General features: G+C 58.2%; 19 protein-coding genes. 10 read left to right on the top strand and 9 right to left on the bottom strand.

Annotated features, from left to right (window positions below; genetic code table 11):
- Positions 1–126 precede the first annotated feature (126 nt).
- A complete protein-coding gene (locus FHL07_RS10545; protein WP_095001672.1) occupies positions 127–1,332 on the top strand; it encodes an acyl-CoA dehydrogenase in 1,206 nt (401 codons plus the stop codon).
- 27 nt (positions 1,333–1,359) lie between these two features.
- Here FHL07_RS10545 and FHL07_RS10540 read toward each other — a convergent pair whose 3' ends face one another.
- A complete protein-coding gene (locus tag FHL07_RS10540) occupies positions 1,360–2,667 on the bottom strand; it encodes a substrate-binding domain-containing protein (RefSeq protein WP_138738442.1) in 1,308 nt (435 codons plus the stop codon).
- A 122-nt stretch (positions 2,668–2,789) separates the two neighbouring features.
- The gene (gene xthA, locus FHL07_RS10535; RefSeq protein WP_095001670.1) at positions 2,790–3,602 is read right to left on the bottom strand and encodes an exodeoxyribonuclease III; all 813 of its coding nucleotides are present in this window, start codon (positions 3,600–3,602) and stop codon (positions 2,790–2,792) included.
- Between the two features lie 182 nt (positions 3,603–3,784).
- On the opposite strand from xthA, the gene FHL07_RS10530 reads away from it, so the two are divergent.
- The 3 genes from FHL07_RS10530 (at position 3,785) to FHL07_RS10520 (ending at position 9,898) form a co-directional block, all read left to right on the top strand.
- Positions 3,785–4,435, top strand: a complete 651-nt coding sequence (locus FHL07_RS10530; protein WP_095001669.1) for a GNAT family N-acetyltransferase — start codon at positions 3,785–3,787, stop codon at positions 4,433–4,435.
- A 64-nt stretch (positions 4,436–4,499) separates the two neighbouring features.
- Positions 4,500–6,227, top strand: a complete 1,728-nt coding sequence (locus FHL07_RS10525; RefSeq protein ID WP_095001668.1) for an autotransporter assembly complex protein TamA — start codon at positions 4,500–4,502, stop codon at positions 6,225–6,227.
- Positions 6,224–9,898 (top strand): translocation/assembly module TamB domain-containing protein, encoded by a 3,675-nt coding sequence (locus FHL07_RS10520; RefSeq protein ID WP_138738441.1) that lies wholly within the window; start codon positions 6,224–6,226, stop codon positions 9,896–9,898. The genes FHL07_RS10525 and FHL07_RS10520 overlap by 4 nt, the downstream gene beginning before the upstream one ends.
- A gap of 117 nt (positions 9,899–10,015) precedes the next feature.
- Here FHL07_RS10520 and FHL07_RS10515 read toward each other — a convergent pair whose 3' ends face one another.
- Positions 10,016–11,011, bottom strand: a complete 996-nt coding sequence (locus tag FHL07_RS10515; protein WP_095001666.1) for an aldo/keto reductase — start codon at positions 11,009–11,011, stop codon at positions 10,016–10,018.
- 111 nt (positions 11,012–11,122) lie between these two features.
- Between FHL07_RS10515 and FHL07_RS10510 the strand changes: the two genes are divergently transcribed.
- Positions 11,123–12,028: a LysR family transcriptional regulator gene (locus FHL07_RS10510; protein ID WP_138738440.1), complete on the top strand. Its 906-nt coding sequence runs from the start codon at positions 11,123–11,125 to the stop codon at positions 12,026–12,028.
- Between the two features lie 150 nt (positions 12,029–12,178).
- Complete coding sequence (locus FHL07_RS10505; protein WP_095001664.1) at positions 12,179–12,367, top strand: hypothetical protein; 189 nt, start codon at positions 12,179–12,181, stop codon at positions 12,365–12,367.
- Here the strand turns inward: FHL07_RS10505 and FHL07_RS10500 are convergent.
- Together FHL07_RS10500 and FHL07_RS10495 are read right to left on the bottom strand one after the other, a co-directional pair.
- Positions 12,364–12,750 carry a fe2+ zn2+ uptake regulation protein gene (locus FHL07_RS10500; protein ID WP_095001663.1) on the bottom strand — a complete coding sequence of 129 codons (387 nt, stop codon included), beginning with the start codon at positions 12,748–12,750 and terminating at the stop codon, positions 12,364–12,366. The two genes, FHL07_RS10505 and FHL07_RS10500, sit on opposite strands and share 4 nt — an antisense overlap.
- 202 nt (positions 12,751–12,952) lie before the next feature.
- The gene (locus tag FHL07_RS10495) at positions 12,953–13,954 is read right to left on the bottom strand and encodes a FecR family protein (RefSeq protein WP_095001662.1); all 1,002 of its coding nucleotides are present in this window, start codon (positions 13,952–13,954) and stop codon (positions 12,953–12,955) included.
- 164 nt (positions 13,955–14,118) lie between these two features.
- On the opposite strand from FHL07_RS10495, the gene FHL07_RS10490 reads away from it, so the two are divergent.
- A complete protein-coding gene (locus tag FHL07_RS10490; RefSeq protein WP_095001661.1) occupies positions 14,119–14,394 on the top strand; it encodes a PepSY domain-containing protein in 276 nt (91 codons plus the stop codon).
- Positions 14,395–14,480: 86 nt separating this feature from the next.
- Here the strand turns inward: FHL07_RS10490 and FHL07_RS10485 are convergent, their stop codons facing one another.
- From FHL07_RS10485 to FHL07_RS10475, 3 genes are all read right to left on the bottom strand, one after another.
- The gene (locus FHL07_RS10485) at positions 14,481–15,032 is read right to left on the bottom strand and encodes a GNAT family N-acetyltransferase (RefSeq protein WP_095001660.1); all 552 of its coding nucleotides are present in this window, start codon (positions 15,030–15,032) and stop codon (positions 14,481–14,483) included.
- Between the two features lie 112 nt (positions 15,033–15,144).
- Complete coding sequence (locus tag FHL07_RS10480; RefSeq protein ID WP_095019298.1) at positions 15,145–15,402, bottom strand: DUF2790 domain-containing protein; 258 nt, start codon at positions 15,400–15,402, stop codon at positions 15,145–15,147.
- A gap of 285 nt (positions 15,403–15,687) precedes the next feature.
- A complete protein-coding gene (locus FHL07_RS10475) occupies positions 15,688–15,942 on the bottom strand; it encodes a DUF2790 domain-containing protein (protein WP_095001658.1) in 255 nt (84 codons plus the stop codon).
- Positions 15,943–16,246: 304 nt separating this feature from the next.
- Here FHL07_RS10475 and zapE point away from each other — a divergent pair, with 304 nt between their 5' ends.
- On the top strand, positions 16,247–17,365 hold the full coding sequence (gene zapE, locus FHL07_RS10470) for a cell division protein ZapE (RefSeq protein WP_095020886.1): 1,119 nt from the start codon (positions 16,247–16,249) through the stop codon (positions 17,363–17,365).
- 154 nt (positions 17,366–17,519) lie between these two features.
- On the opposite strand, the gene dkgB is transcribed toward zapE, so the two are convergent.
- Positions 17,520–18,323, bottom strand: a complete 804-nt coding sequence (gene dkgB / locus FHL07_RS10465) for a 2,5-didehydrogluconate reductase DkgB (RefSeq protein ID WP_095020885.1) — start codon at positions 18,321–18,323, stop codon at positions 17,520–17,522.
- Between the two features lie 324 nt (positions 18,324–18,647).
- Here dkgB and FHL07_RS10460 point away from each other — a divergent pair, with 324 nt between their 5' ends.
- Both FHL07_RS10460 and mgtA read left to right on the top strand, forming a co-directional pair.
- Positions 18,648–19,127, top strand: coding sequence for a sigma-70 family RNA polymerase sigma factor (locus FHL07_RS10460; RefSeq protein ID WP_095019296.1), 480 nt, complete (start codon positions 18,648–18,650; stop codon positions 19,125–19,127).
- A gap of 347 nt (positions 19,128–19,474) precedes the next feature.
- On the top strand, positions 19,475–22,237 hold the full coding sequence (gene mgtA, locus FHL07_RS10455; protein WP_095001653.1) for a magnesium-translocating P-type ATPase: 2,763 nt from the start codon (positions 19,475–19,477) through the stop codon (positions 22,235–22,237).
- Positions 22,238–22,273 lie beyond the last annotated feature (36 nt).

Here is a 22,273-nt window from a genome sequence, read left to right as displayed (position 1 = left end):
AAACGCGCCCCGATCATATATTGCTTATGAATGGTAATACACGTCGTTAATAGATGGCGCAAATAAAGGGTGGCTAATCTAGCATCGGGTATCACTTTTCAGCAGCCCGGTAGAAGGTAGTCACTTATGGATTTCGCTTACTCTCCGAAAGTTCAGGCCCTGCGTGAGCGTGTGACAGCGTTTATGGACGCCCATGTTTACCCGGCGGAGGCGATTTTTGATCAGCAGGTGGCTGAAGGTGATCGCTGGCAGCCCACAGCGATCATGGAAGAGTTGAAACTCAAGGCCAGGGCTGAAGGGCTATGGAATCTGTTTTTGCCAGAGTCCGAACTGGGCGCCGGGCTGACCAACCTTGAATACGCGCCGCTGGCAGAAATCATGGGGCGCTCGATGCTGGGTTCCGAGCCCTTCAACTGCTCGGCACCGGATACCGGCAATATGGAAGTACTGGTGCGCTACGCCAGCGAGGCACAAAAAAAGCAGTGGTTGGAGCCGCTGTTGCGGGGTGACATTCGCTCGGCGTTTGCCATGACCGAACCGGACGTCGCCTCGTCGGATGCTACTAGTATGACGGCATGCGCCGTGCGTGACGGTGACGAGTGGCTGATCAATGGCCGCAAATGGTGGACGTCGGGAGCTTGTGACCCTCGCTGCAAGATCATGATTTTCATGGGCTTGAGCAACCCTGAAAATCCGCGGCATCAGCAGCACTCAATGATCCTGGTGCCGGTAGACACCCCAGGGGTGAAAATCGTACGGCCACTGCCGGTATTCGGCTACGACGATGCTCCTCATGGTCATGCCGAAGTGCTGTTCGACAACGTACGAGTGCCGTATGAAAACGTTTTGTTGGGTGAAGGCCGGGGCTTTGAAATTGCCCAGGGGCGTCTTGGGCCGGGCCGGATTCACCACTGCATGCGCTCGATTGGCATGGCCGAGCGGGCACTGGCTTTAATGTGCAAGCGTTCGCTGGCACGTACCGCGTTCGGCAAGCCGCTGGCACGTCTGGGGGCCAATATCGACAAGATCGCCGACTCGCGCATGGAGATCGACATGGCGCGCCTGTTGACCCTCAAGGCTGCGTATATGATGGACACGGTAGGCAACAAGGTGGCCAGAAGTGAAATCGCCCAGATCAAGGTTGTCGCGCCCAACGTTGCCTTGAAGGTGATTGACCGGGCCATTCAGATGCATGGCGGGGCAGGGGTTTCGGCGGATTTTCCGCTGGCTTATATGTACGCCATGCAGCGCACGCTGCGCCTGGCGGATGGCCCGGACGAAGTACACCGGGCGGCAGTGGGCAAGTTTGAGCTGGATAAATATGCACTCTAGGGAGAGGGGGCATTTGACCTTGCACACTCAATAAACCCACACCTCAACCCGACGATTCTTCTGGCGCCCTTCATCTTCGATATTGGCTGCCACCGGCATTTGTGCGCCATAGCCCCGAATTTCCCTGGGCACCACGCCGCTTTTCACCAGCTCGCGGCGTACGGCCATCGCCCGCAACGTTGACAGCAATTGTGCACGCTGCGGATCATCCTTGGCATCGCCGAAACCCACCAGTGTGATCTGTTTGTCGAGTTTGCCATGGGCGCTCAGGTAGTCGGCCACACGCAGCAAGTCCTGACGCGCCTTGTTATCCAGTGAGGCACTGCCTTCTTCAAAACGGAAGTTGACTGACAGGCGCTGTGCCTCCCGCGTCAGCGCCTGATACGCCTGGGGCATGTGCGCGCCCGGTAGCACGCTGCCAGCTTGTACGCTTTGGGCGACAAAGCCGTTTTGCCCGACAATGGCCTGACCTTGCGGGCTTTGGGTGAAGGCAACCAGTGCTTTTGCCCAGGGATTTATCGTCGAGGGAGGCAGGTAAAAGAACAGACGCCGCGACAAGGGGTAGTCTTCGCTGGCAATCAGGCTGGTGAGCGGCAGCATGGGCTGCGATGCGCCATCAACGATAGCCAGGGCCTTGGCCTCACGGATATACGGCAGGCCGATAAAGCCGATGGCTTGTGGGTCACGGCTGACGGTATCGGATAGCTCTTCGCTGGATTCGAAACGCTGTGCCGTACTGCTCAAGGACTGCCCGTTGCGGTTCAAGACCAGCTCTTTAAAGGTCTCCCAGGTGCCGGACTGGCCATCGCGGGCATATAAATGAATGGCACCACCGACCCCGCCCAGCTGTTCCCAGCGGCTGATCTGGCCACTGAAAACCTGTGCCAGTTGCTCGGTATCAAGCTGATTGAGCGGGTTGCGCGGGTGGAGAATGATCGCCAGGCCATCGATGGCAATCACTTGTTCGGCGCTCGGGCTTTTCAGGTCTCCCAGGCGCTCAAGGTCTACCAGTTCGCGGTCCTTGATGGGGCGCGAGGACGCCACCAGATCCGCATGCCCGGCGGCCAGGGCAGTAAAGCCGGTACCCGAGCCATGGGCGGCGACATCCACCCGGATCTGCCGGCCCTGCGCCGTGGTGCCGACAATAGTGTGCTCGTTGGGCGGGATGACCGGGACACTGTGGATGTCATGCAGGCCTTGCTCGGCGAGCATGGCGCTGACCAGTGCAGGGCCAAGGTTGGCGCCGATGGTGTTGGAGCCCTGGATGCGCAGGTCGGCAGCGCAGACCAGGCCGGTCAGCGCGCATAACAGGGGCAAGGACATAAAACGCAGCATCGGCAGGCACCTTCCTGGAGCCATAGAAAGGCCTGCAATTTAAGTCAGAAAGGTTTCAAGCCGATGACAGGCCCCTCTGTAGCAGCTGCCGAAGGAACGAGGCTGCTGCTAAGGGATTGTTCTTAGCTCAACTCCAGCCAGATCGGCGCATGATCCGATGGTTTTTCCATGCCACGCAGGTCGTAGTCGACACCCGCTGCCTTGATTCGTGGCACCAGCCCCTGGGAGGCAAGGATCACGTCAATGCGCAGGCCACGCTTGGGCTCATCCTCAAAACCACGGCTGCGGTAATCGAACCAGCTGAAACGGTCGGCCACGTCCGGGTGCAGGTAGCGAAAGCTGTCCACCAGGCCCCAGCCCTTGAGACGTTCCAGCCACTCGCGTTCTTCCGGCAAAAAGCTGCACTTGCCGGTTTTCAGCCAGCGCTTGGCGTTGTCCGGGCCGATACCGATATCGCAGTCCTGCGGCGAGATATTGATATCGCCCATTACCACCAGTGGTTGTTCATTGCTGAACTGGCTTTCAAGCAGCTGCTGCAGGTCGCTGTAGAAACGCTGCTTGGCCGGGAATTTGGTGGGGTGATCGCGGTTTTCGCCCTGTGGGAAGTAACCATTCATGATGGTCACCGGCTGGCCGTTTTCGTCAGCGAAAGTGCCCCAGATAAAACGCCGCTGGGCGTCATCTTCATCACCGGCAAAACCCTTGTGCAGCTCCAGAGGTGCCTGGCGCGAGAGCAGGGCGACCCCGTAATGGCCTTTTTGACCATGGAAGTGCACGTGATACCCCAGCGCTTCGATGTCGGCGATGGGGAACTGATCGTCATGGACCTTGGTTTCCTGCAGGCCGATCACGTCAGGCTGGTGTTTCTCGATCAGCGCTGCCAGCTGATGTGGCCGAGCGCGCAGGCCGTTGATGTTGAATGAAACGATTTTCATGGGCGGGCAGTCCTGAACAAAACTGCGATGCTAGCGGACTGACGCTCTGGCTGCCAGCGTGCAGTGGGGCAAATGCACTGCTAACGTAGGATGCACTTGGCCATGATGGAACTGTTGTGGCCCTCGGGGGTTCGTACGCATTAGAAGCGCCGCTATCCAGGCCGCGCCGGGGAGTTGATCGCATGACGCAAACGCCGAACGCCACCAGTCAGATCCAGTTGCTTGACAGTGGCTATTCAAGAGAAGCGCGCTCCTTGCTGTATCAGGCCTATCGCCATGAGCCGACATTCCGCTTTCTGTTCAACGCCGAGCGCAGCGGTTACGAACAACGGGTTCGCGCGACAGTGCGGGAGCTGGTCAGGCAACATTTTTTTCAGGACTTGCCGGCGCTGGGGTTGCTGGTCAATGACCGCCTGGTGGGCATTGCCCTGATTGCCCCGCCGCAGCGGCGCCTGGGGATTACCGAAAGCTGGGCCTGGCAGTTGCGCATGGTGCTCAGTGCCGGGCTGAACTGCACGCGGCGGTATCTGGACTATCACCAGGCAGTGCAGGCCTGCGTGCCGGGAGATGCCGTGCATATGCTGCCGTTGCTGGGTATTCATCCCGAATTCCAGGGTTTGCATTACGGTGAGCAGTTGCTTGAAGCAGTGCATAACTGGTGCGCCGAGGACGAGCACTCCGAAGGTGTGGTGCTCGACACCGGAAACCCGCATTACCTTGAATTCTACAAGCGCCAGGGCTATGTGGAGATCGGGGAAGTTGCGGTGGGGCCGGTGATAGAACATGTGTTCTTCCATGCCAATCCGCAGGTGTCACATACCGCAACGGTTTGAACACGAACTTTTTGCCCGTTGACGCGCTCTATGAGCACCCCAGCCCGTGATAGCATCCGCGCCTATGACGTTCCCAGGAAGATTTACCAGTGGTGTTGTCCTGCTGCTCAGCAGTTTTGCGGCGTGTGCCCAAAGCGAGTTGGTGGTCAAGGTCAAACCGGCAAACGACGCCCTCAAGGCCAACGTGGAAGGCTATATTGGCAGCCTCGGCGATCGTGACGAGAAAGCGCTTTTGCGTTTTCAACGTGGCGCGCAGGAGCAGGCCCTGAAAGCCTCCCAGGCCTTGGGTTACTACCAGCCCTCCATCGACGCCGAGGTCAAACCCGGCGATCCGCCGCGTCTGGTGTTGAGCATCGATCCCGGCGAGCCGGTGCATCTGCGCAACGTCAACGTGCGCGTCGAAGGCCCGGCCGCTTCGCTGAAGGCCTTTCAGATACCGGCCAGCGATGATCTCAAACCCGGCGCGGTGCTCAATCAGGGCAACTACGAAGACGCCAAGCGCCTGATCCAGAACCGTGCCCTGCGTTACGGTTTTTTCAATGGTAAATTCACTCAGCATGAACTGCTGGTCGACCCCAAGGGCGGTTTTGCCGATATCAATCTGGTCTACGAAAGCGGCCCGCGTTTTTTTCTCGGTAAAGTCAGTTTTGCCGGCGATGCACCCTTTGACCAGACCTTGCTGCAACGCATGGTGCCGTTTACCCCGGATACCCCGTACGACTCGGAACTGGTTGCCGAACTTAACCAGAACCTGCAAAGCAGTGGCTACTTTGAAGTGGTGCGCGTCGATGCCGCACCCAGTACTGCGGTGGGGCAGGTGATCCCGGTCGACGTCGACCTGGAAACCCGCAAGCCGCGCACCATGACCCTGGGCCTGGGTTACTCGACCGATACCGGAGCCCGTGGCAAGGCCAGCTGGATGCGCCACTGGGGCAACCCGCGCGGTGACAGCTACGGCTTTGAATCCGAAATATCCCAGCCCAAGCAAAACGTCGGTGCCTGGTATGACATCCCGCTGGATCCACCGCTGACCGATAAACTGCGTCTTGCTGCGGGTTATCAAAACGAAGAAATCGCCAACACCGACACCTTGAGCAAGCTGCTCACGGTCGGCCCGGAGTGGCACAGCAAACTGGATAACGGCTGGACGCGCGTCATCTCGCTCAAATGGCAGCATGAAGAGTACCGCCTGGGCGATGACTCGGGCCTGAGTACCTTGCTGATGCCGGGCGTCAGCTATTCGGTATTGCGCAGCGACAACCGCATCGACCCCAGTCACGGCTACAGTGTGACCACGGATATGCAGGTGGCCAAGCAAGGGTTGATGTCCGATACCAACCTGCTGCATGGCGATGTGCAGTTCAAGGCGTTGACCACCCTGTGGGAAAAACACCGCTTTTTGGGCCGGATCCAGTTTGGTGGCAGTGCCACCAACGGCTACAAATCGATTCCACCGTCACTGCGCTTCTTCGCCGGTGGCGACCAGAGCGTGCGTGGTTATGATTACCAGAGTCTGTCGCCGAAAAACTCCGAAGGTGATCGTATTGGCGGGCGCTACATGCTCGCGGGTAGCCTGGAATATCAATATCAGTTCGCCGAAAAGTGGCGCTGGGCGACCTTTGTCGACCAGGGCAATGCGTTCAACACACTGGACTTTCCGAGCCTGAAAACCGGGGTCGGCGTTGGTATTCGCTGGATCTCGCCGGTAGGCCCCATACGTCTGGATCTGGCCCATGCGCTGGATGACGATGGCGGTGTCCGTTTGCACTTTTCGATGGGGCCAGAACTGTGATTCGTGGTTTGAAAATAGCCGGGCTGGTGCTGGTGGCGTTGGTGCTGCTGGCCGTTGTCAGTGTGGGCGTGATTCTGGGTACGCAAGCAGGCAGCCGCTGGGTGCTGGGGCAGGTACCGGGTTTGCAGGTGGAGAATTTTGCCGGGCGCCTGGGCGGCCAGTGGGGTGCCGATCATCTCTTGTGGGAGCAAGGCACCAGCCGGGTGGAGGTAAGCCGGCCGATCTTTGCCTGGTCGCCGGGCTGTCTGACCCGCATGACGCTGTGTATCGATCAATTGCAGGCTGACGCCATCAGCCTGCAATTTCCGCCCAGTGAAGACAGCAGCAGCGGGCCGATCAGCCTGCCGGAGCTGAAATTGCCGCTGGCGATTGAAGTGGGTGTGGTCAAGGTCGGCAATGTACTGTTCAACGGCATCGAGCAGCTCAAGGGCATGCAGATGTCGGCGCAGTGGACGGCCAAGGGCTTGCAGCTCGACTCGGTGCAGGTCGAGCGCGAAGACCTCAACGTTGAACTGTCCGGCCTGCTGCAACCCAATGGCGACTGGCCGTTGACCTTGCAAGGTAACGTCAGCCTGCCAGCTCCGGATGGCAAACCCCTGGCGATCGCGCTCAAGGTTGATGGCAATCTGCGTACTAGCTTGAACCTCAAGGCCGACACCACCGGTTATATCAATGCGCACCTGACGGGCGAGCTGCAGCCTTTGGCCGACAACTTGCCGGCGCAATTGAAAATCACCGCCGAACCGTTCAAGGCCAGCCCCGATCTGCCGGACACCCTGGTGCTCAATCAGTTGTTGCTGACGGCCAAGGGCGACCTCAAGGACGGCTATGAATTGAATGGCAGCGCCCTGTTGCCTGCCGAAAAACAGCCAGTGAACCTGCAGCTCAAAGGCCGCGTGGATGCCAAGGGTGCGCAGATCGCTGCGCTGGACCTGACCGCCAACCCGCAGCAGCGCCTGAAACTGTCGGGGCAAGTGGACTGGCATGAAGGCTTGAGCGCCGAGGCCAAAATCGACTGGCTGGAGTTTCCCTGGCACAACCTGTATCCGCTGATCGACAAGCCTGATGTGGATTTGCGCACGTTTGTGGCTGAAGTGTCCTATCGCGACGGTAACTATCTGGGCAACTTCAAGGCGGACCTTGATGGCCCGGCGGGCAAGTTCAGCCTCAGCAGCCCGTTCAGTGGCGATCTGGGCAAGGTCTTCCTGCCGCAGCTCAAACTGGTGGCCGGGCAGGGCAAAGCCGAGGGCCACGTCAATGTGCAGTTTGCCGATGGCGTGGTGTGGGACACGGCGCTGGACCTGAGTGCGCTCAACCCTGCGTATTGGGTGGCCGAGTTGCCGGGTACGCTGGCAGGCCCGTTGCGCAGCAAGGGTTCATTTAAAAACGAGCGTCTGGAGCTGGATGCCAATCTCGACCTCAAGGGCCGTTTGCGCGGCCTGCCTGCGGTGCTGCAAGCCAAGGCCCAGGGCGCCGGTGAGGCCTGGACCGTCAGTGCGCTGGATATTCGCCTGGGCGATAATCGCATCAATGGTAGCGCCAGTTTGCAGGAGCAAATCAAGGCCCAGCTTGATCTCAATATGCCGCGTCTGGGCCAGCTGTGGCCCGAACTGCGCGGTCAGCTCAAGGGCCGTGTCGATGTAGGCGGAACCCTCAAGGCACCGCAAGGCAAAGTGGCGCTCAATGGGCAGCAACTTGCGTTTGCCGACAATCATCTGCAAAGCCTGACCCTGGATGCCAGCCTCGATCGCAACCAGCGTGGCCGCATCGACCTCAAGGGCAGCGGCATCCGCGCCGGTGACACCCAACTGGGCGTGCTCACCGCCAACGGCAGTGGCGATATCAAGCGTCAGCAGCTCAAGCTGGATTTGCAAGGACCGTTGGTGCAACTGGGCCTGGCCGTGGATGGCGGCCTGGACAAAGGCAACTGGCGCGGGCGACTGGCCAGTGGCGACGTCAAGGCCGGCGGCCAGGCCTGGGTGCTGCAAAACCCGGCACGGCTGGAGCGCCTGGCCGATGGCCGGCTCAATCTGGGCGCGCAGTGCTGGCTCTCCGGCCCGGCGAGCTTGTGCAGCGAAGAGCAGCGCCTGGTGCCGGACCCGAAACTGCGTCTGCACCTCAAGCAGTTCCCCCTCGACAGCCTGGCTGAGTGGTTGCCCAAGGACTTCCAGTGGCAGGGCCAGCTCAATGCCGACTTGATGCTGGACTTGCCTGCCAGCGGGCCTAAAGGCCAGGTGGTGGTGGATGCCAGTGGTGGCACGTTGCGCTTCAAAGACAAGGGCCAGTGGCTGGACTTCCCATACCAGGCGTTCAAGCTGACCAGCAACCTGACCCCTAACCGGGTTGAATCGCGGCTTGATTTCGATGGTGGCAAGCTGGGGCAGTTGATGCTGGCAGCGCGGATCAATCCGCTGCCCAAAAGCAAACCTGTTACCGGTGAATTCCGTCTCACCGGGCTGGATGTGTCGATGATTCGTCCGTTTGCGCCGATGGTGGAAAAACTCACCGGCCAGCTCAACGGCTCTGGCACGATATCGGGTGCTTTGCTGTCGCCCCATGTCAACGGCAATGTGGCCCTGACCGGCGGTGAAATCTCGGGGCCGGAGCTGCCGACCAACTTCGAGAATGTGCAGCTATCGCTGGCCATCAACGGCGAAACGGCGCAGATCAATGGCGGCTGGACCAGCGGCGACAAGGGCCAGGGCAGCGTCAGCGGCAATGTGGCCTGGGGTCAGGCAGTGGCGGTCAATGTGCTGGTCAAGGGCAACAACCTGCCGGTGACGGTCGAGCCTTATGCCAAGCTGGAAGTCGCCCCGGACCTGAAAATCTCCCTCAACCCCGACAACACCCTGTTGATCGCCGGTACGGTGAACGTGCCCAAGGGTGAAATCGTGGTACGGGAATTGCCACCCTCGACGGTCAAGGTGTCAGATGACACGGTGATTGTGGGCCAGCAGACGACGGGTGAAGCCGCGCCGATGCAGGTCGACATGGATATCACCGTGGTGGTGGGGCAGGAGTTGCTGACATTCTCCGGCTTTGGCCTGAACGCCGATCTGGCGGGGCAGGTGCATATTGGCAACGACATGGACACCCGTGGCGAGCTGCGCCTCAATAACGGTCGCTACCGTGCCTATGGCCAGAAGCTGACCATACGCCGTGCGCGTTTGCTGTTCGCCGGGCCGATTGACCAGCCTTATCTGGATATCGAAGCGGTCCGCCAGACCGACGACGTGATTGCCGGGATTCGCCTGACAGGCAGTGCGGAACAGCCCACTACGCAAATCTTCTCGGAACCGGCCATGAGTCAGGAACAGGCGTTGTCCTACCTGATTCTTGGGCGTCCGCTGACGGGTACCGGGGAAGATGAAAACCTGCTGGCGCAGGCGGCGCTGGGCCTGGGCCTGATGGGCAGTTCGGGGATTACCACCAGCCTGGCCAACCACCTGGGGATCAAGGATTTTGAGCTTGATACCGAAGGCACCGGCAACAGCACTGCAGTGGTGGCCAGTGGCAAGATCAACGAGCGGCTGAGCGTACGCTATGGTGTGGGTGTGTTTGAACCTGCCAGTACCATTGCCCTGCGCTACAAACTGAGCAAGCGTGTGTATGTCGAAGTAGCCAGCGGTTTTGCCAGCTCGCTGGATATCTTCTACAAACGGGATTTCTGACGTGCTGTGATATGACCTGATGGTGTGGGAGCGAGCCTGCTCGCGAAACAGGCGACGCGGTTTGCCTGTATCGCGAGCAGGCTCGCTCCCACAGGATAGGGTAAAGGTAGTGCAGTCTCAGAGCGTGAGCTGCTTCATCGTTGCTTCGGCATAGCGCAACCCGGCCACGGCACTGGCCGGGAATATGCTTTCCAGTGCGGCCAGCTCGCTGGCGCTCAGCTTGACCTCCAGCGCTCCCACATTCTCCTGCAGATACTTGCGTTGCTTGGTGCCCGGAATCGGGATCAGGTAATCGCCCTGTGCCAGTACCCAGGCCAACGCCAGTTGCCCGGCCGTCACGCCTTTTTCGGCAGCCAGGGTTTGCACTTGTTCGACCAACAGCAGGTTTTTGCCGAAGTTCTCACCTTGGAAACGGGGATTGAAACGGCGGAAATCGTCTGCGGCAAAATCGTCCACGGTTCTTAGCGCACCGGTCAAAAACCCCCGACCCAGCGGGCTGTAGGGCACAAAGGCAATGCCCAGGCGCTGACAGGCTTCAAGGCAACCGTTGCCTTCCTGGTCGCGGCTCCACAGCGAGTACTCACTTTGCAATGCGCTGATCGGATGCACTTTGTGCGCTCGTTCAAGGGTCGCCACCGATGCCTCGCTAAGGCCCAGATAACGCACCTTGCCTGCCTTGACCAGAGCTGACAGCGCGCCGACGGTTTCTTCAACCGGTACGTTCGGGTCCATGCGGTGCTGGTAGTACAGATCGAGCGTCTCAACCCCAAGGCGCTTGAGGCTGCCTTCGACGGCCTGGCGGATGTACTCGGGGCGACCATTTATGTCGCGAAAGGCCGGATTGGCCGGGTCGCGGACGATGCCGAATTTACTGGCCAGAAACACTTGCTCGCGTTTCCCGCGAATGGCCTGGCCAATCAGTTCTTCGTTGGTGTGTGGCCCATAAATGTCGGCGGTATCGAGCAGGTTGATGCCCAGTTCCAGAGCGTGGTGCAGGGTGGCCACGGCTTCGCGGGTGTCGCTGCCGGTGGTGTAGAAGTCGCTCATGCCCATGCAGCCCAGGCCAATAGCGCTGACCTGAGGTCCGTCTTTACCCAGTTGGCGAGTGTGCATGCGAGGTGCTCCTGAATGAGTGGGGTAGGGCTATTCTTCACCTCGACAGTGGCAAGATAAACAGGGTAAATACACCATCACTGTTCGTAATTTCTAAACAATGGAGGGGTTATGGACCGTTTCAACGCGATGCGGGTCTTCACTCGCATCGTTGAACTGGGCGGCTTTACCAAGGCTGCCGACAGTCTGCAATTACCTCGTGCATCGGTGACGGTGTTGATCAAGCAACTGGAAGCGCATTTGGGCGTGCAGCTGCTGCATCGCACCACTCGCCAGGTCAGTCCGACCCTGGATGGCGCGGCGTACTACCAGCGCTGCGTCAACCTGCTGGATGATCTTGAAGACGCCGAAGGGCTGTTTCGCGGCAGCCAGCCCACAGGCACGCTGCGGGTCGAGATGCCCGCTGCGGTGGGGCGTCTGGTGGTGTTGCCGGCCTTGCCGGAGTTCACGGACCGTTACCCGCAGATCGAACTGGAAATCGGCCTCAACGACCGCCCGGTGGACCTGATTCGGGAAGGTGTGGATTGTGTGATCCGCGGTGGACTGACCATGGACGACTCCCTGGTGGCGCGGCCCCTGGTGCAGATGGATCAGGTGACATGCGCCAGCCCCGCCTATTTGCAAGCTCGCGGTGTACCGCAATCGCTCGAAGACCTGAGCGGGCATCAGGTGGTGGAATATTTCTCCAGCGCCTCGGGCAAGCGTTACGGGCTGGAATTCCAGGTCGATGATGAAGTGCGCCTCGTCGACTTGCCCAAGCGGCTTGCGGTCAACAGTGCCGAGGGGTATCTGGCGGCATGTGTGGCGGGGTACGGGCTGGTGCAAACCCCCCATTACCATGTTGCGCAGCTGGTGCGCGAAGGGCGCCTGCAAGAAGTGCTCAGAGACTGTTTGCCACCGCGGCTGGCGTTAACAGCCTTATATCCACACCATCGGCAATTGTCGCCGCGGGTACGTGTCTTTGTGGATTGGCTGGTGGACCTGTGTGCCCGGCCGGGGAGTGCCTTCAAACGTTAGCCCGGGCCTGCAGGGCAGGCCCGGGATGTTCGTTGGTGGCAGCCAAAAAGCTGGCTTGGCTGTAAGATGGGGCCCGATTTTTTCAATTTCTCCATGAAAGCCGACCCGGTTGGCGGCTTTCGTATACGGACTTACTGTCAGGAACAGGTCATGACCCCTTCGCAGCGCTTGAAATACTCGATTTTGATATCACTGGTGGTTCTGGGCATCATGTTCGGCCTTTCTTACTTGCAAAACGCCGGCATGATCACCGAGAAGATGTTCCAGTACATCGCCATCGGTGTGGCCGTGATCGTGGTTGTCATCAACGGCGTCATGCGCCGCAAGACCAAGATCTAAGCTTCGATCTTGCCGGTCAAAACGGCTTCAGCCTGTGGATGCAGGCTGTAGCTCTTGTCGCTGTTGAGTACCACCACCCCTTCGCTGCACAGGCGCTTGAGTACCTCGCGCACACTCAAGAATGACAGCGGGATATCCAGCGCCTGCAAGTGGCTGTGCATGCCGCGCACCCCCAGCCTGCGATCATTGCCTGCAGCCGTTAACAGCGCGTCAATGACCTTGAGCCGCACCAGGCTGGTACGCAGCCCGAAACACTTGAGCAGGTGGCGGATCCGTTCGTTGCCTTGCAAGGGCGCGAGCGCTTCCAGCAGCCCGGTATCGGGCTGAAAAGCGACTTCGCGATGCGGGTTTCTACCATCCGTTGGTATTTGCTGGTTATGCATGCAAAAAACTCCTTTTCAGAGCCTGATCAGGAAAAGAAAAAAATGCTCTTACTTAACTAGACGAATGAGCGACAGAAATCATGAACATTCAAATGTAGAAATTTTGTCGTGAATTCGTCTCAATCGCGTTTGCGACCAGTGTAGGCGGGGGTTTGGAGCGATTATTAAATTTTTTTAATCGTGAAGGGCATGCTCTGGCCCTCTACAGGGCCTGGCGGGCAGTCAGCACCGGCCGACCCTCGGTGTTGCGGCTCAGGTATACCGGCAACACTTTGGGCAGGGAGGTCACCAGATGATCGATTTCCCGGGTATTGAATACACCCCCAATGCGCAGTTTGCCGGTGGCGCTGTCGGCCAGGGCGAGGGGAGTGTCGAGGTAGCGGTTGATCAGGGGCAAGGCGTCAGCCAGTGACAGGTTGTCCAGCACCAGCTGGCCGTTGCGCCAGGCCAGCTCGGAGGTGACGGCCGCGACCGGGCCAATTTGCGCGGCATGGTCGCCTGCCTTGTAACGCGCCTGCATGCCCGGCTCCAACCGCAGGCCATCGCCACTCAGGCGCTTGTTGCTGGTGACCAGCACCGAACCTTCGAGCAGGGTGATCCGCACCTGGTCTTCGTACATCCACACATTGAACTGGGTGCCTGTGACACGCACCTGGCCTTCTGCCGCCTGCACCAGAAACGGGTGGGATGCGTCGTGACTGACCTTGAAAAAGGCCTCGCCCTTGCTCAGGGTCACCTGGCGCTGATCCTTGTAGTTACTGAAGGTCAGTTGGCTGCCCAGGTTGAGTTCGACCTGGCTGCCATCGGGCAGTGTCACCGTCCTGGCACTGGCATCGGCGCTGTAGCGCTCATGGGCATTGGGCACCCAGCCCAGTTGCCAGCCGCTGTAGGCCGCCACGGGAAGGGCGAGCAGGGTAATGGCGGCGGCCACGGCAAAGCGCTGCCAGGTGCTGCGGCGCGGTGCGGGAGGCAATGCAACCACCCGGGCTGGAGCGGGGGCCGGACGTGTCAGGTGCGCACTGATGTCCCAGACATCCAGCATCGCTTCATATTCCAGCGCGTGGAGGGGGTTGGCATTTAGCCACACAGCGAAAGCTTCACGTTCCTGGCAGGTGCAGTCGGGCTCGTGCAAACGCAGGCACCACTGAGCCGCAGCTTCGGTGATGGCCTCGTTTTCAGCGTCTGTGTGGCGTGTTTCACTCATTGATATTTCCCGGTTTTGCGCATTCTAACCCCGTGCCAGAGCTAACGAGAACATGAGCCATGTCAAAAGCATGTCATTTAGCCCTATGGCCGGGTTTTTCTCTGCTACGGTTGTTCCAGTCACATTGAGTACCAGACGCAACATCAATTAATGGAGTTAAGACAATGTTGAAGAAAACCTTTGCTGCTGTGATCACTACTGCTGCTTTGTTGGGTGCCGGTGCAGCGATGGCTCAGCCTGTTGATCCGAACTGGGCATTCTCCAAGGAGTTGGTCGAAGTTCTCAAGAACAAGAACGGCTACACCGTGATCAAGAAAATTGAAGCCCAGGACCCGGCTGCCGGTATCTGGAAGGCCGAAGGCATCAAGAAGGTCGATGGCCTGGAATACGAAATTATTTTCGATTCGACCGGTAAGGTAATTTCCGAGAAGAAAGACTGATTCCCGGTACCTGAAACGAATCGTGCACTGAGCGTTTCTACCCGGCCCTGATCGTTTGTTTTGACAGGGTCGGGTGTTTTTACGCCTCAGGTTTTCTGCCGGGCCAACCATTGTTCGCGAGTTATTCCCCACAGCTCGCATGGCAGCCTGCCGCTGACAAAGTCTTTCTCTTCCCTGCCTATCAAGCGCATTCCGCCTCGCTCGGAAATAAGTCGTGAAGCCGTATTGGGCGCCGCTTTGGGCACGTGCATGCACGCGCGGTGCAAGGTCTTGAACCAGTAGGCATCGACCACCTCGCAGGCTTCGCTCATCAACCCCTGACCCTGCCATTGCGGCGCCAGCCAGAACCCCCGGTTGTTGTCCACGGCATCCATCAGGCTGATGCTGCCAATCAGCTCATCTGGCTCTGCTAACAGGCGAATCGTCCAGTGCCACTCTTCGCTGCGGGCCATGGCTGGCAGCGCCACGTCACGCACATAGCTCAGTGCGCCATCGTCCGGGTAGGGCCATGGCACGACTGCATTCAGGTAGCGCACGACTTGCCAGTGGGCAAAGCGCCTCTGGATGGCGGGCGCGTCGCTTAGTTGCAGGGGTTGCAGTACCAGTCGCGAGGTCTGGAGGGTAGGTAGGGGCTGCATCGTGGGTGGCTCCTTGCCATTGGTTTGCGTCGAGAGTACCGCGCAATGCCATCCATAAAAAAGCCCCCGTTAAACGGGGGCTGTATGGGGATAGTTGCGCCTGGCGATAATATCAGCCGTTACTGCAACCATTGCCCATCACGCGATACTCAAGAATATGACGCTGACCCTGGTGGTCTTCGTAGGTCATTTGTGCGGGCACTACTTCACAGACGTCGGCAGCCGGTGACACGCTGATAACTTTGGCAATATCCAGGTCGGTGGCATAAGTGTAATGCTCGACCACCGGTTGTAGTTGCGTAACTTGAAGTTCGTCAGCAGCCGCCAGGGTAGAAAAGCCAATAAGTGCAAGAGCGATCAAACGTTTCATTTATAAGACCTTAAAACAATCACGAATCACTGACTTCAGTTGCCATGGTGGCGGTCGAAGTTGTTACGCCGTGGAGTAAGTGGCGTAACACGAAGTACCGTGCCCTGTTTCAGTGTTGCGTTGAGGGATGTACATAGAATACGCGCGCTGCGTATTGATTAAAGTCAAAAGATCGTCATGGAGTCTTTCCGGATCAGTAACAATCGACGCTTTTTCCGCAGCACCACGAAAAAGCCCCCTCAAAGAGGGGGCTGGGGTCGCATCCGTGCGTGCAACCATTGAACTTTAGTGGGTGCTGCAGCCGTCGCCCATCACCTGGTATTCAAGGGTGTGGCGCTGGCCCTGGGAGTCTTCATAGACCATGGTGGCCGGTACCACTTCACACACCTTGGGTATGTTGGACAGGCTGACCACCCGCGCAATATCCAGTTGGGTACCGTAGTGGTAGTGTTCTACAGTCGCAGGCTGAACAGTGGAAGTTTCACCTGCAACAGCCAATGTGGCAAAACCGGCGAGAAACAGTGCAATAAGATTTTTCATGTGATTGGCCTCTAAAGTAATCAAGATTTAAAGCTGACTGACTTCATTTGCCGATAAGGCGGGAAGAAGTTACGACACCCGGCAAGGTCGCCGGGTGCGTACGAAGTACCGGAGTTTCAAGTGCAACTGATAGTTGAGTCATGTGAGTGAGGTTACGCTGATTTGCAAAAGTAAAAATAGCTGATGGCAAAATGCTCTGTTACCACATGGGTAACAATGTGAGGGCCCTGCGTTATTTTTCAAGTGCCTGGGTCGTCTCCTGGCTGGCATACTGGCCTCTCTGGTTCAGGAGCCATTTATCGATATGAATGTCGTGTCCCCCCTTAATGCCTATCAACAAGCTGTCGAACACCAGGGCTTTGTCCACGACCCCGCCCAATGGGTTGCAGTCCAGGCCTTGCAGCGCTGCCATGAGGCCCTGCACTCGGGTGCGCAGCCGGTCAATGGCGTGTATTTGTGGGGGCCGGTGGGGCGGGGCAAAACCTGGTTGATGGATCAGTTCTATCAAAGCCTGCGGGTGCCCGCACGGCGTCAGCATTTTCATCACTTTATGCAATGGGTACATCAGCGCCTGTTTCAGCTGACCGGTACGGCGGACCCGCTCAAGACACTGGCTAAAGGCCTGGGCGCGGAAGTGAAGGTGCTGTGCTTTGACGAACTGTTCGTCAATGACATTGCCGATGCGATTATTCTTGGGCGTCTGTTTCAGGTGATGTTCGATGAAGGCGTGGTGCTGGTTTGTACCTCAAACCAGCCACCGAACGACCTTTATGGTCACGGTTTTAACCGTGATCGTTTTGCTCCCGGTATTACGGCGATTCTCAAGCATATGGAGGTGGTGGCGGTAAACGGTATTGAAGACCACCGCCTGCATCCCGGCATTGCACATCAGCGTTACTGGGTGACCGGGCCGGGCCGGCCGAGTGCCATAGAGCCGGTGTTCAGATCCTTGACCGAGGGCCAGGCGGTGTCTGACCAACCCATTGATGTGGGCCATCGCTCGCTGAACGTGGTGCAGGCCAGTGATGGGGTGCTGTGGTGCAATTTTCATGAGCTGTGCGAGCAGCCGCTGGCGGCCACTGAGTTCATGCAGATTTGTGATCGTTACAAGGTCATGTTGCTCAGCGAAGTGCCCTGCCTGAGTGCCGAGCAGCGCGAAGGCAAAATAGCCCGTGGTACGGAAGACGGGGCGGTGAAGGTCGAGGCGGGGGATCGTGAGCTGCCGCAACTGTCAAAATACGATGACAGTGTGCGGCGTTTTATTGCCCTGATCGACGAGTGCTATGACCGCAAGGTACCGGTGTGTATTGAAGCGCAGGTGCCGATGGATCATTTGTATACCCAGGGGTACCTGGAGTTTGCCTTTCGCCGCACCTTGAGCCGGCTGCAGGAAATGCAGTTGCAGCGATTTGGCCTCCAATAACCCGTGATTGCGTGGGCCGTGTAGTCGCTGACTCGCGGAGCGAGGCTGCGAGGGGGGCTTGAAAGCAATGGGAGGGTGCCCCTTCTGAACGTGTCCAGCCGCTCGCAGCCTTCGTTCCTCGTCAGCGACTACAAGGGGCTTGAAGGATTCAAGGTCAATCCCACGCTGGCGCAACGCTCTGCGGGTTGGTCAGGCGATGGCCGCGGTCCAGGGCTGCAATCCGGGCCATGTCGTCATCGCTCAGTTTCAGTGAGCAGGCCTTGAGGTTGCTCTCAAGGTTGCTGCGCCTGGTCGAAGACGGAATCACCGAATAGCCCAATTGCATGGCCCAGGCCAGGGTCACTTGTGCCGCAGTGGCGTTATTGCGGTCGGCAATGGCCATGATCACTGGATCTTTAAGCACTTCGCCGTAAGCCAGGGTCATGTACGAGGTTATATGGATGCCCTGGCTTTGTGCGAATTCCACCACTTTGCGGTTTTGCAGGTAGGGGTGCAATTCGATCTGGTTGGTCGCGATATTTTCCGCGCCCACCGCGGCAATGGCTTCTTTCATCAGGGCGATGGTGAAGTTCGAGACGCCAATCTGCCGGGTCAGGCCCTTTTCTTTGGCTTCAAGCAATGCGCCCATAAACTCGGCTACCGGCACTGCATTGTCAGGGCTCGGCCAGTGAATCAGGGTCAGGTCCAGATGGTCGGTGCGCAGTTTTTTCAGGCTCTCTTCAAGGCTGGGGATCAGTTGCTCCCTGGCGAAATTACTGACCCAAATTTTGCTGGTGATAAACAGTTCGTCACGCGCCACGCCGCTTTCGGCAATGGCCTGGCCGACTTCAGCTTCATTTTCGTAAATCTGTGCGGTGTCGATGGCGCGGTAGCCCAGGTCCAGGGCATTGCTGACCGAGTCTATGACTACCTGGCCTTTAAGGCGAAATGTACCGAGGCCAAATGCTGGAACTGTCATGGATATCTCCTTGGTGGACGTAAGAATGAGGTTGAGTATCCTCGCCCTTCACCGGCGGAAAAACCGCTGGCCAAGCAAAGCACTCTTGACCACAGATCATGAATCTTCAGCTGACCCCCCCCCCCCCGACTGCCACCCCATTAGCGGTTTGCCGATTGGGATGCTGCTGAATGTTTCGCAGTTGTTTGAGGGGTTGGGGTTTAAATCTATATGAGAATTACTATAAATTACATCTACAAAAGTGCCATCATCACGCCGTTATCCCATTAGATCTGTTTCTGCGCTCATGGAGTGTTGCCGCTGCTGTTGCGGCCAGGAGTCCTGTTGGAAAACTACTATCGCGAACTGGTGGGCTTTTTGAGTGCCAGGCTGGGTAATGCCCAGGCGGCCGAAGACGTGGTGCATGACGCTTATGTGCGAGTGCTGGAGCGTTCAGGCGACGAGCCGATCGCGCAGCCACGTGCTTTTTTGTATCGCACTGCACTTAATCTGGTGATCGACGGCCATCGCCGCAGCAGCCTGCGCCAGGCCGAACCGCTGGAAGTGCTGGATAGCGAAGAGCGTTTTTACAGCCCCTCGCCTCAACTATTAATGGACCACGACCAGCGCCTGGCCATGATCCAGAAAGCCCTGGCTGAGCTGCCTGCGGCGTGTCGCGAGTGTTTTCTGCTGCGCAAGATCGAAGGCCTGTCGCACCCTGAAATCGCCGAACGCCTCGGGGTATCGCGCAGTGTGGTCGAGAAGCATATCGTTAACGCCATGAAGCATTGCCGAATCCGTATCAGGCAGTGGGACAACGCCTGAGTGGCGCTAAAAAATCAGATTGCATGACATTTCAGAGATGAAACTGAACTGCGCCTGAAGAACTTTCTTATATGCACACCACAAACCCCACCAAGGTTTAATCTCGAAAACGTCGCGCATAAGCAGTTGGCGTCTTGGTTGGGCTGTTCTGGCCTGATTGCCCAAGTCCACTTATCGACACAGAAACGTATGTGATTACGCCCCTCCAGTGGCAGGTCGCAGCACGTTGCATGCGCGTGCCTTTTGGCTCGCTCACGAGTTTGACCCCATGAACGAAGGCCTCAGATCAATGCCGGCTGCGCAGGTACTCTGCATGGCGTGAGCGCAGGCGGCGCAGGAGCAGCACCATGAAACTCTCCCTGAAAGAATTTTTCGCCGGCTTTTTGCGGACTCGCCATATTGGCCGGCATTTCCGGCGTCTGGTCCTGCTCGACAGCCTGACCAACACCACGGTCAACCGCGAAGTACCACCCACGCTGGCACAGATGCTGGTGGTCGCGGCCAACAGTGACAGCGCGGTACTGATCGACAACCTGGGCACCCACACCGACGGTTTGAGCGACGCCGAGGTCGATGTGCTGCGCGATCGCCACGGCCTCAATGAGATCGAACACGAGCAGCCGCTAAGCCCCTGGATACACGCGTGGCATTGCTACAAAAACCCGTTCAACTTGCTGCTGACCTTGCTCGCCGCAGTTTCCCTGGCCACTGATGACATTCAGGCGGCGGTGGTGATCGGCACCATGGTGGTGCTGTCGACCGTGCTGCGTTTTTGGCAAGAGGCCAAGTCCAACAAAGCCGCCGATGCGCTCAAAGACATGGTGAGCAACACCGCGACGGTGATGCGTCGCGACTTCAGTGCAGACGCTTCGCCCGTGTTCGGCAAGTTTTCCGGCGCCTCACGCCAGATCAGGGGGGCGCAGCGTATCGAGCTGCCGATCAAGCAGTTGGTGCCGGGCGATCTGATCGTATTGTCTGCTGGCGACATGATCCCGGCAGATTGCCGGGTGCTCAGCGCCAAGGATTTGTTCGTCAGCCAGGCCGCGATGACGGGCGAATCCATGCCCGTGGAAAAGTTTGCGCGTCAGCTCGACAGCCAGACCAGCAACCCGCTGGAACTGGACACTATTTTGTTCATGGGCACCAACGTGGTGTCCGGGGCCGCCACTGCGGTCGTGCTGACGACCGGTAATAACACCTATTTCGGTGCTCTGGCGCAGCGCGTCGGGACCACTGAGCGCGGTGCGACCTCATTCCAGGCCGGGGTCAACAAAGTCAGCTGGTTGCTGATCCGGTTCATGTTTGTGATGGCGCCGCTGGTGCTGTTTATCAACGGCTTCACCAAGGGCGACTGGACTGAAGCCTTGCTGTTCGCACTTTCCGTTGCGGTGGGGCTGACTCCGGAAATGCTGCCAATGATTGTGACCTCGACGTTGGCCAAGGGAGCCGTCTTCCTGTCGCGTAAAAAAGTCATCGTCAAACGCCTGGATGCCATCCAGAACTTTGGTGCGATGGATGTACTGTGCACCGATAAAACGGGGACCCTGACACAGGACAAGATTTTTCTGGCCCGGCATGTGGATGTCTGGGGGCAGGAGTCTGACGACGTACTGGAAATGGCCTACCTCAACAGCTATTACCAGACCGGGTTGAAAAATCTGCTGGACGTGGCAGTACTGGAGCACGTCGAGGTCCACCGCGAATTGAACGTGGGGACGGCCTTCAGCAAGGTCGATGAAATTCCGTTCGACTTTACCCGTCGGCGCATGTCGGTGGTAGTGGTCGAGCAGGACCGGCCGCACTTGCTGATCTGTAAGGGAGCTGTCGAGGAAGTACTCTCCGTATGTAAGACAGTTCGTCATGGGGAGAAGGAAGAAACTCTTGGCGATGAACTCTTGGTGCGCATTCGCCAAGTGACTGCGGCATTCAACGAAGAGGGCTTGCGCGTTGTGGCCGTGGCTGCGCGGTCCATGGCTGATGGGCGTGACGCTTACAGCCTGAGTGATGAGCAGGAGTTGACGTTGATTGGCTATGTGGCGTTCCTCGACCCGCCCAAGGAGAGCACCGCACCGGCGCTTAAAGCCCTGGCCGAGCACGGGGTAGCGGTAAAGGTTCTGACAGGTGACAACGAGCTGGTTACGGCCAAGATCTGTCGTGAGGTGGGCCTGGAGCAGCAAGGCTTGCTGATGGGCAATGATATTGAACGGATGACGGATGCCCAACTGGCCGTGGCTGTGGAGACCACCAACGTATTTGCCAAACTGACACCCACGCACAAGGAACGCATCGTGCGTTTACTCAAGGCTAATGGCCATGTTGTGGGTTTTATGGGTGATGGCATCAACGACGCTCCGGCACTGCGCACGGCGGATATCGGCATATCGGTGGACAGTGCCGTGGATATTGCCAAGGAAGCAGCTGACATCATCCTGCTGGAGAAAAGCCTGATGGTGCTGGAGGAGGGCGTGCTGGAAGGGCGTAGAACCTTCGCCAATATGCTCAAGTACATCAAAATGACAGCCAGTTCGAACTTCGGCAATGTGTTCTCGGTGCTGGTGGCCAGTGCATTCATTCCTTTTTTGCCGATGTTGCCAATGCATTTGCTGGTTCAGAACTTGCTGTATGACGTGTCACAAATTGCCATCCCGTTCGATAACGTCGATGAGGAAATGCTGAAAAAGCCACAGCGCTGGCAGCCTGCGGATGTAGGCCGTTTCATGCTGTTTTTTGGGCCGATCAGTTCGATTTTCGACATCCTGACGTTTGGCTTGATGTGGTACGTGTTCAAGGCCAACACACCTGAACACCAGACCCTTTTCCAGTCGGGCTGGTTCGTGGTCGGGTTGCTGACTCAAACCCTGATCGTGCACATGATTCGCACGCCTAAAATCCCGTTTCTGCAGAGCCGCGCAGCGATGCCGCTGATGGTGATGACAGGGGTGATCATGGCAGTGGGCATCTTCCTGCCGATGGGGCCACTGGCGGGCTACTTCAAATTGCAGGCGCTGCCGCCGCTGTACTTTGTGTTCTTGCCCGTGATTTTACTGGCTTACATGGCGCTGACCCAGGCCGTGAAAAGCTTTTATATTCGCAGGTTTGGCTGGCAATAAGGCCTGGCCGGGGCAGTTGGCCGAAAAACTGCAGTC

The organism is Pseudomonas sp. FSL W7-0098 (assembly GCF_005930585.1).
In the GTDB taxonomy this organism is placed as follows: Bacteria; Pseudomonadota; Gammaproteobacteria; order Pseudomonadales; family Pseudomonadaceae; genus Aquipseudomonas; species Aquipseudomonas bubulae.
This window is presented reverse-complemented; position numbering and strand designations above follow the sequence as displayed.

Coding starts and splice junctions, on each gene's coding strand:
- FHL07_RS10525 (WP_095001668.1), top strand. CDS start 4,500: ATGACGTTCCCAGGAAGATTTACCAGTGGTGTTGTCCTGCTGCTCAGC.
- FHL07_RS10530 (WP_095001669.1), top strand. CDS start 3,785: ATGACGCAAACGCCGAACGCCACCAGTCAGATCCAGTTGCTTGACAGT.
- FHL07_RS10505 (WP_095001664.1), top strand. CDS start 12,179: ATGACCCCTTCGCAGCGCTTGAAATACTCGATTTTGATATCACTGGTG.
- mgtA (WP_095001653.1), top strand. CDS start 19,475: ATGAAACTCTCCCTGAAAGAATTTTTCGCCGGCTTTTTGCGGACTCGC.
- FHL07_RS10500 (WP_095001663.1), bottom strand. CDS start 12,750: ATGCATAACCAGCAAATACCAACGGATGGTAGAAACCCGCATCGCGAA.
- xthA (WP_095001670.1), bottom strand. CDS start 3,602: ATGAAAATCGTTTCATTCAACATCAACGGCCTGCGCGCTCGGCCACAT.
- FHL07_RS10515 (WP_095001666.1), bottom strand. CDS start 11,011: ATGCACACTCGCCAACTGGGTAAAGACGGACCTCAGGTCAGCGCTATT.
- dkgB (WP_095020885.1), bottom strand. CDS start 18,323: ATGACAGTTCCAGCATTTGGCCTCGGTACATTTCGCCTTAAAGGCCAG.
- FHL07_RS10490 (WP_095001661.1), top strand. CDS start 14,119: ATGTTGAAGAAAACCTTTGCTGCTGTGATCACTACTGCTGCTTTGTTG.
- FHL07_RS10510 (WP_138738440.1), top strand. CDS start 11,123: ATGGACCGTTTCAACGCGATGCGGGTCTTCACTCGCATCGTTGAACTG.
- FHL07_RS10480 (WP_095019298.1), bottom strand. CDS start 15,402: ATGAAACGTTTGATCGCTCTTGCACTTATTGGCTTTTCTACCCTGGCG.
- FHL07_RS10475 (WP_095001658.1), bottom strand. CDS start 15,942: ATGAAAAATCTTATTGCACTGTTTCTCGCCGGTTTTGCCACATTGGCT.
- FHL07_RS10545 (WP_095001672.1), top strand. CDS start 127: ATGGATTTCGCTTACTCTCCGAAAGTTCAGGCCCTGCGTGAGCGTGTG.
- FHL07_RS10495 (WP_095001662.1), bottom strand. CDS start 13,954: ATGAGTGAAACACGCCACACAGACGCTGAAAACGAGGCCATCACCGAA.
- FHL07_RS10540 (WP_138738442.1), bottom strand. CDS start 2,667: ATGCTGCGTTTTATGTCCTTGCCCCTGTTATGCGCGCTGACCGGCCTG.
- zapE (WP_095020886.1), top strand. CDS start 16,247: ATGAATGTCGTGTCCCCCCTTAATGCCTATCAACAAGCTGTCGAACAC.
- FHL07_RS10485 (WP_095001660.1), bottom strand. CDS start 15,032: ATGCAGCCCCTACCTACCCTCCAGACCTCGCGACTGGTACTGCAACCC.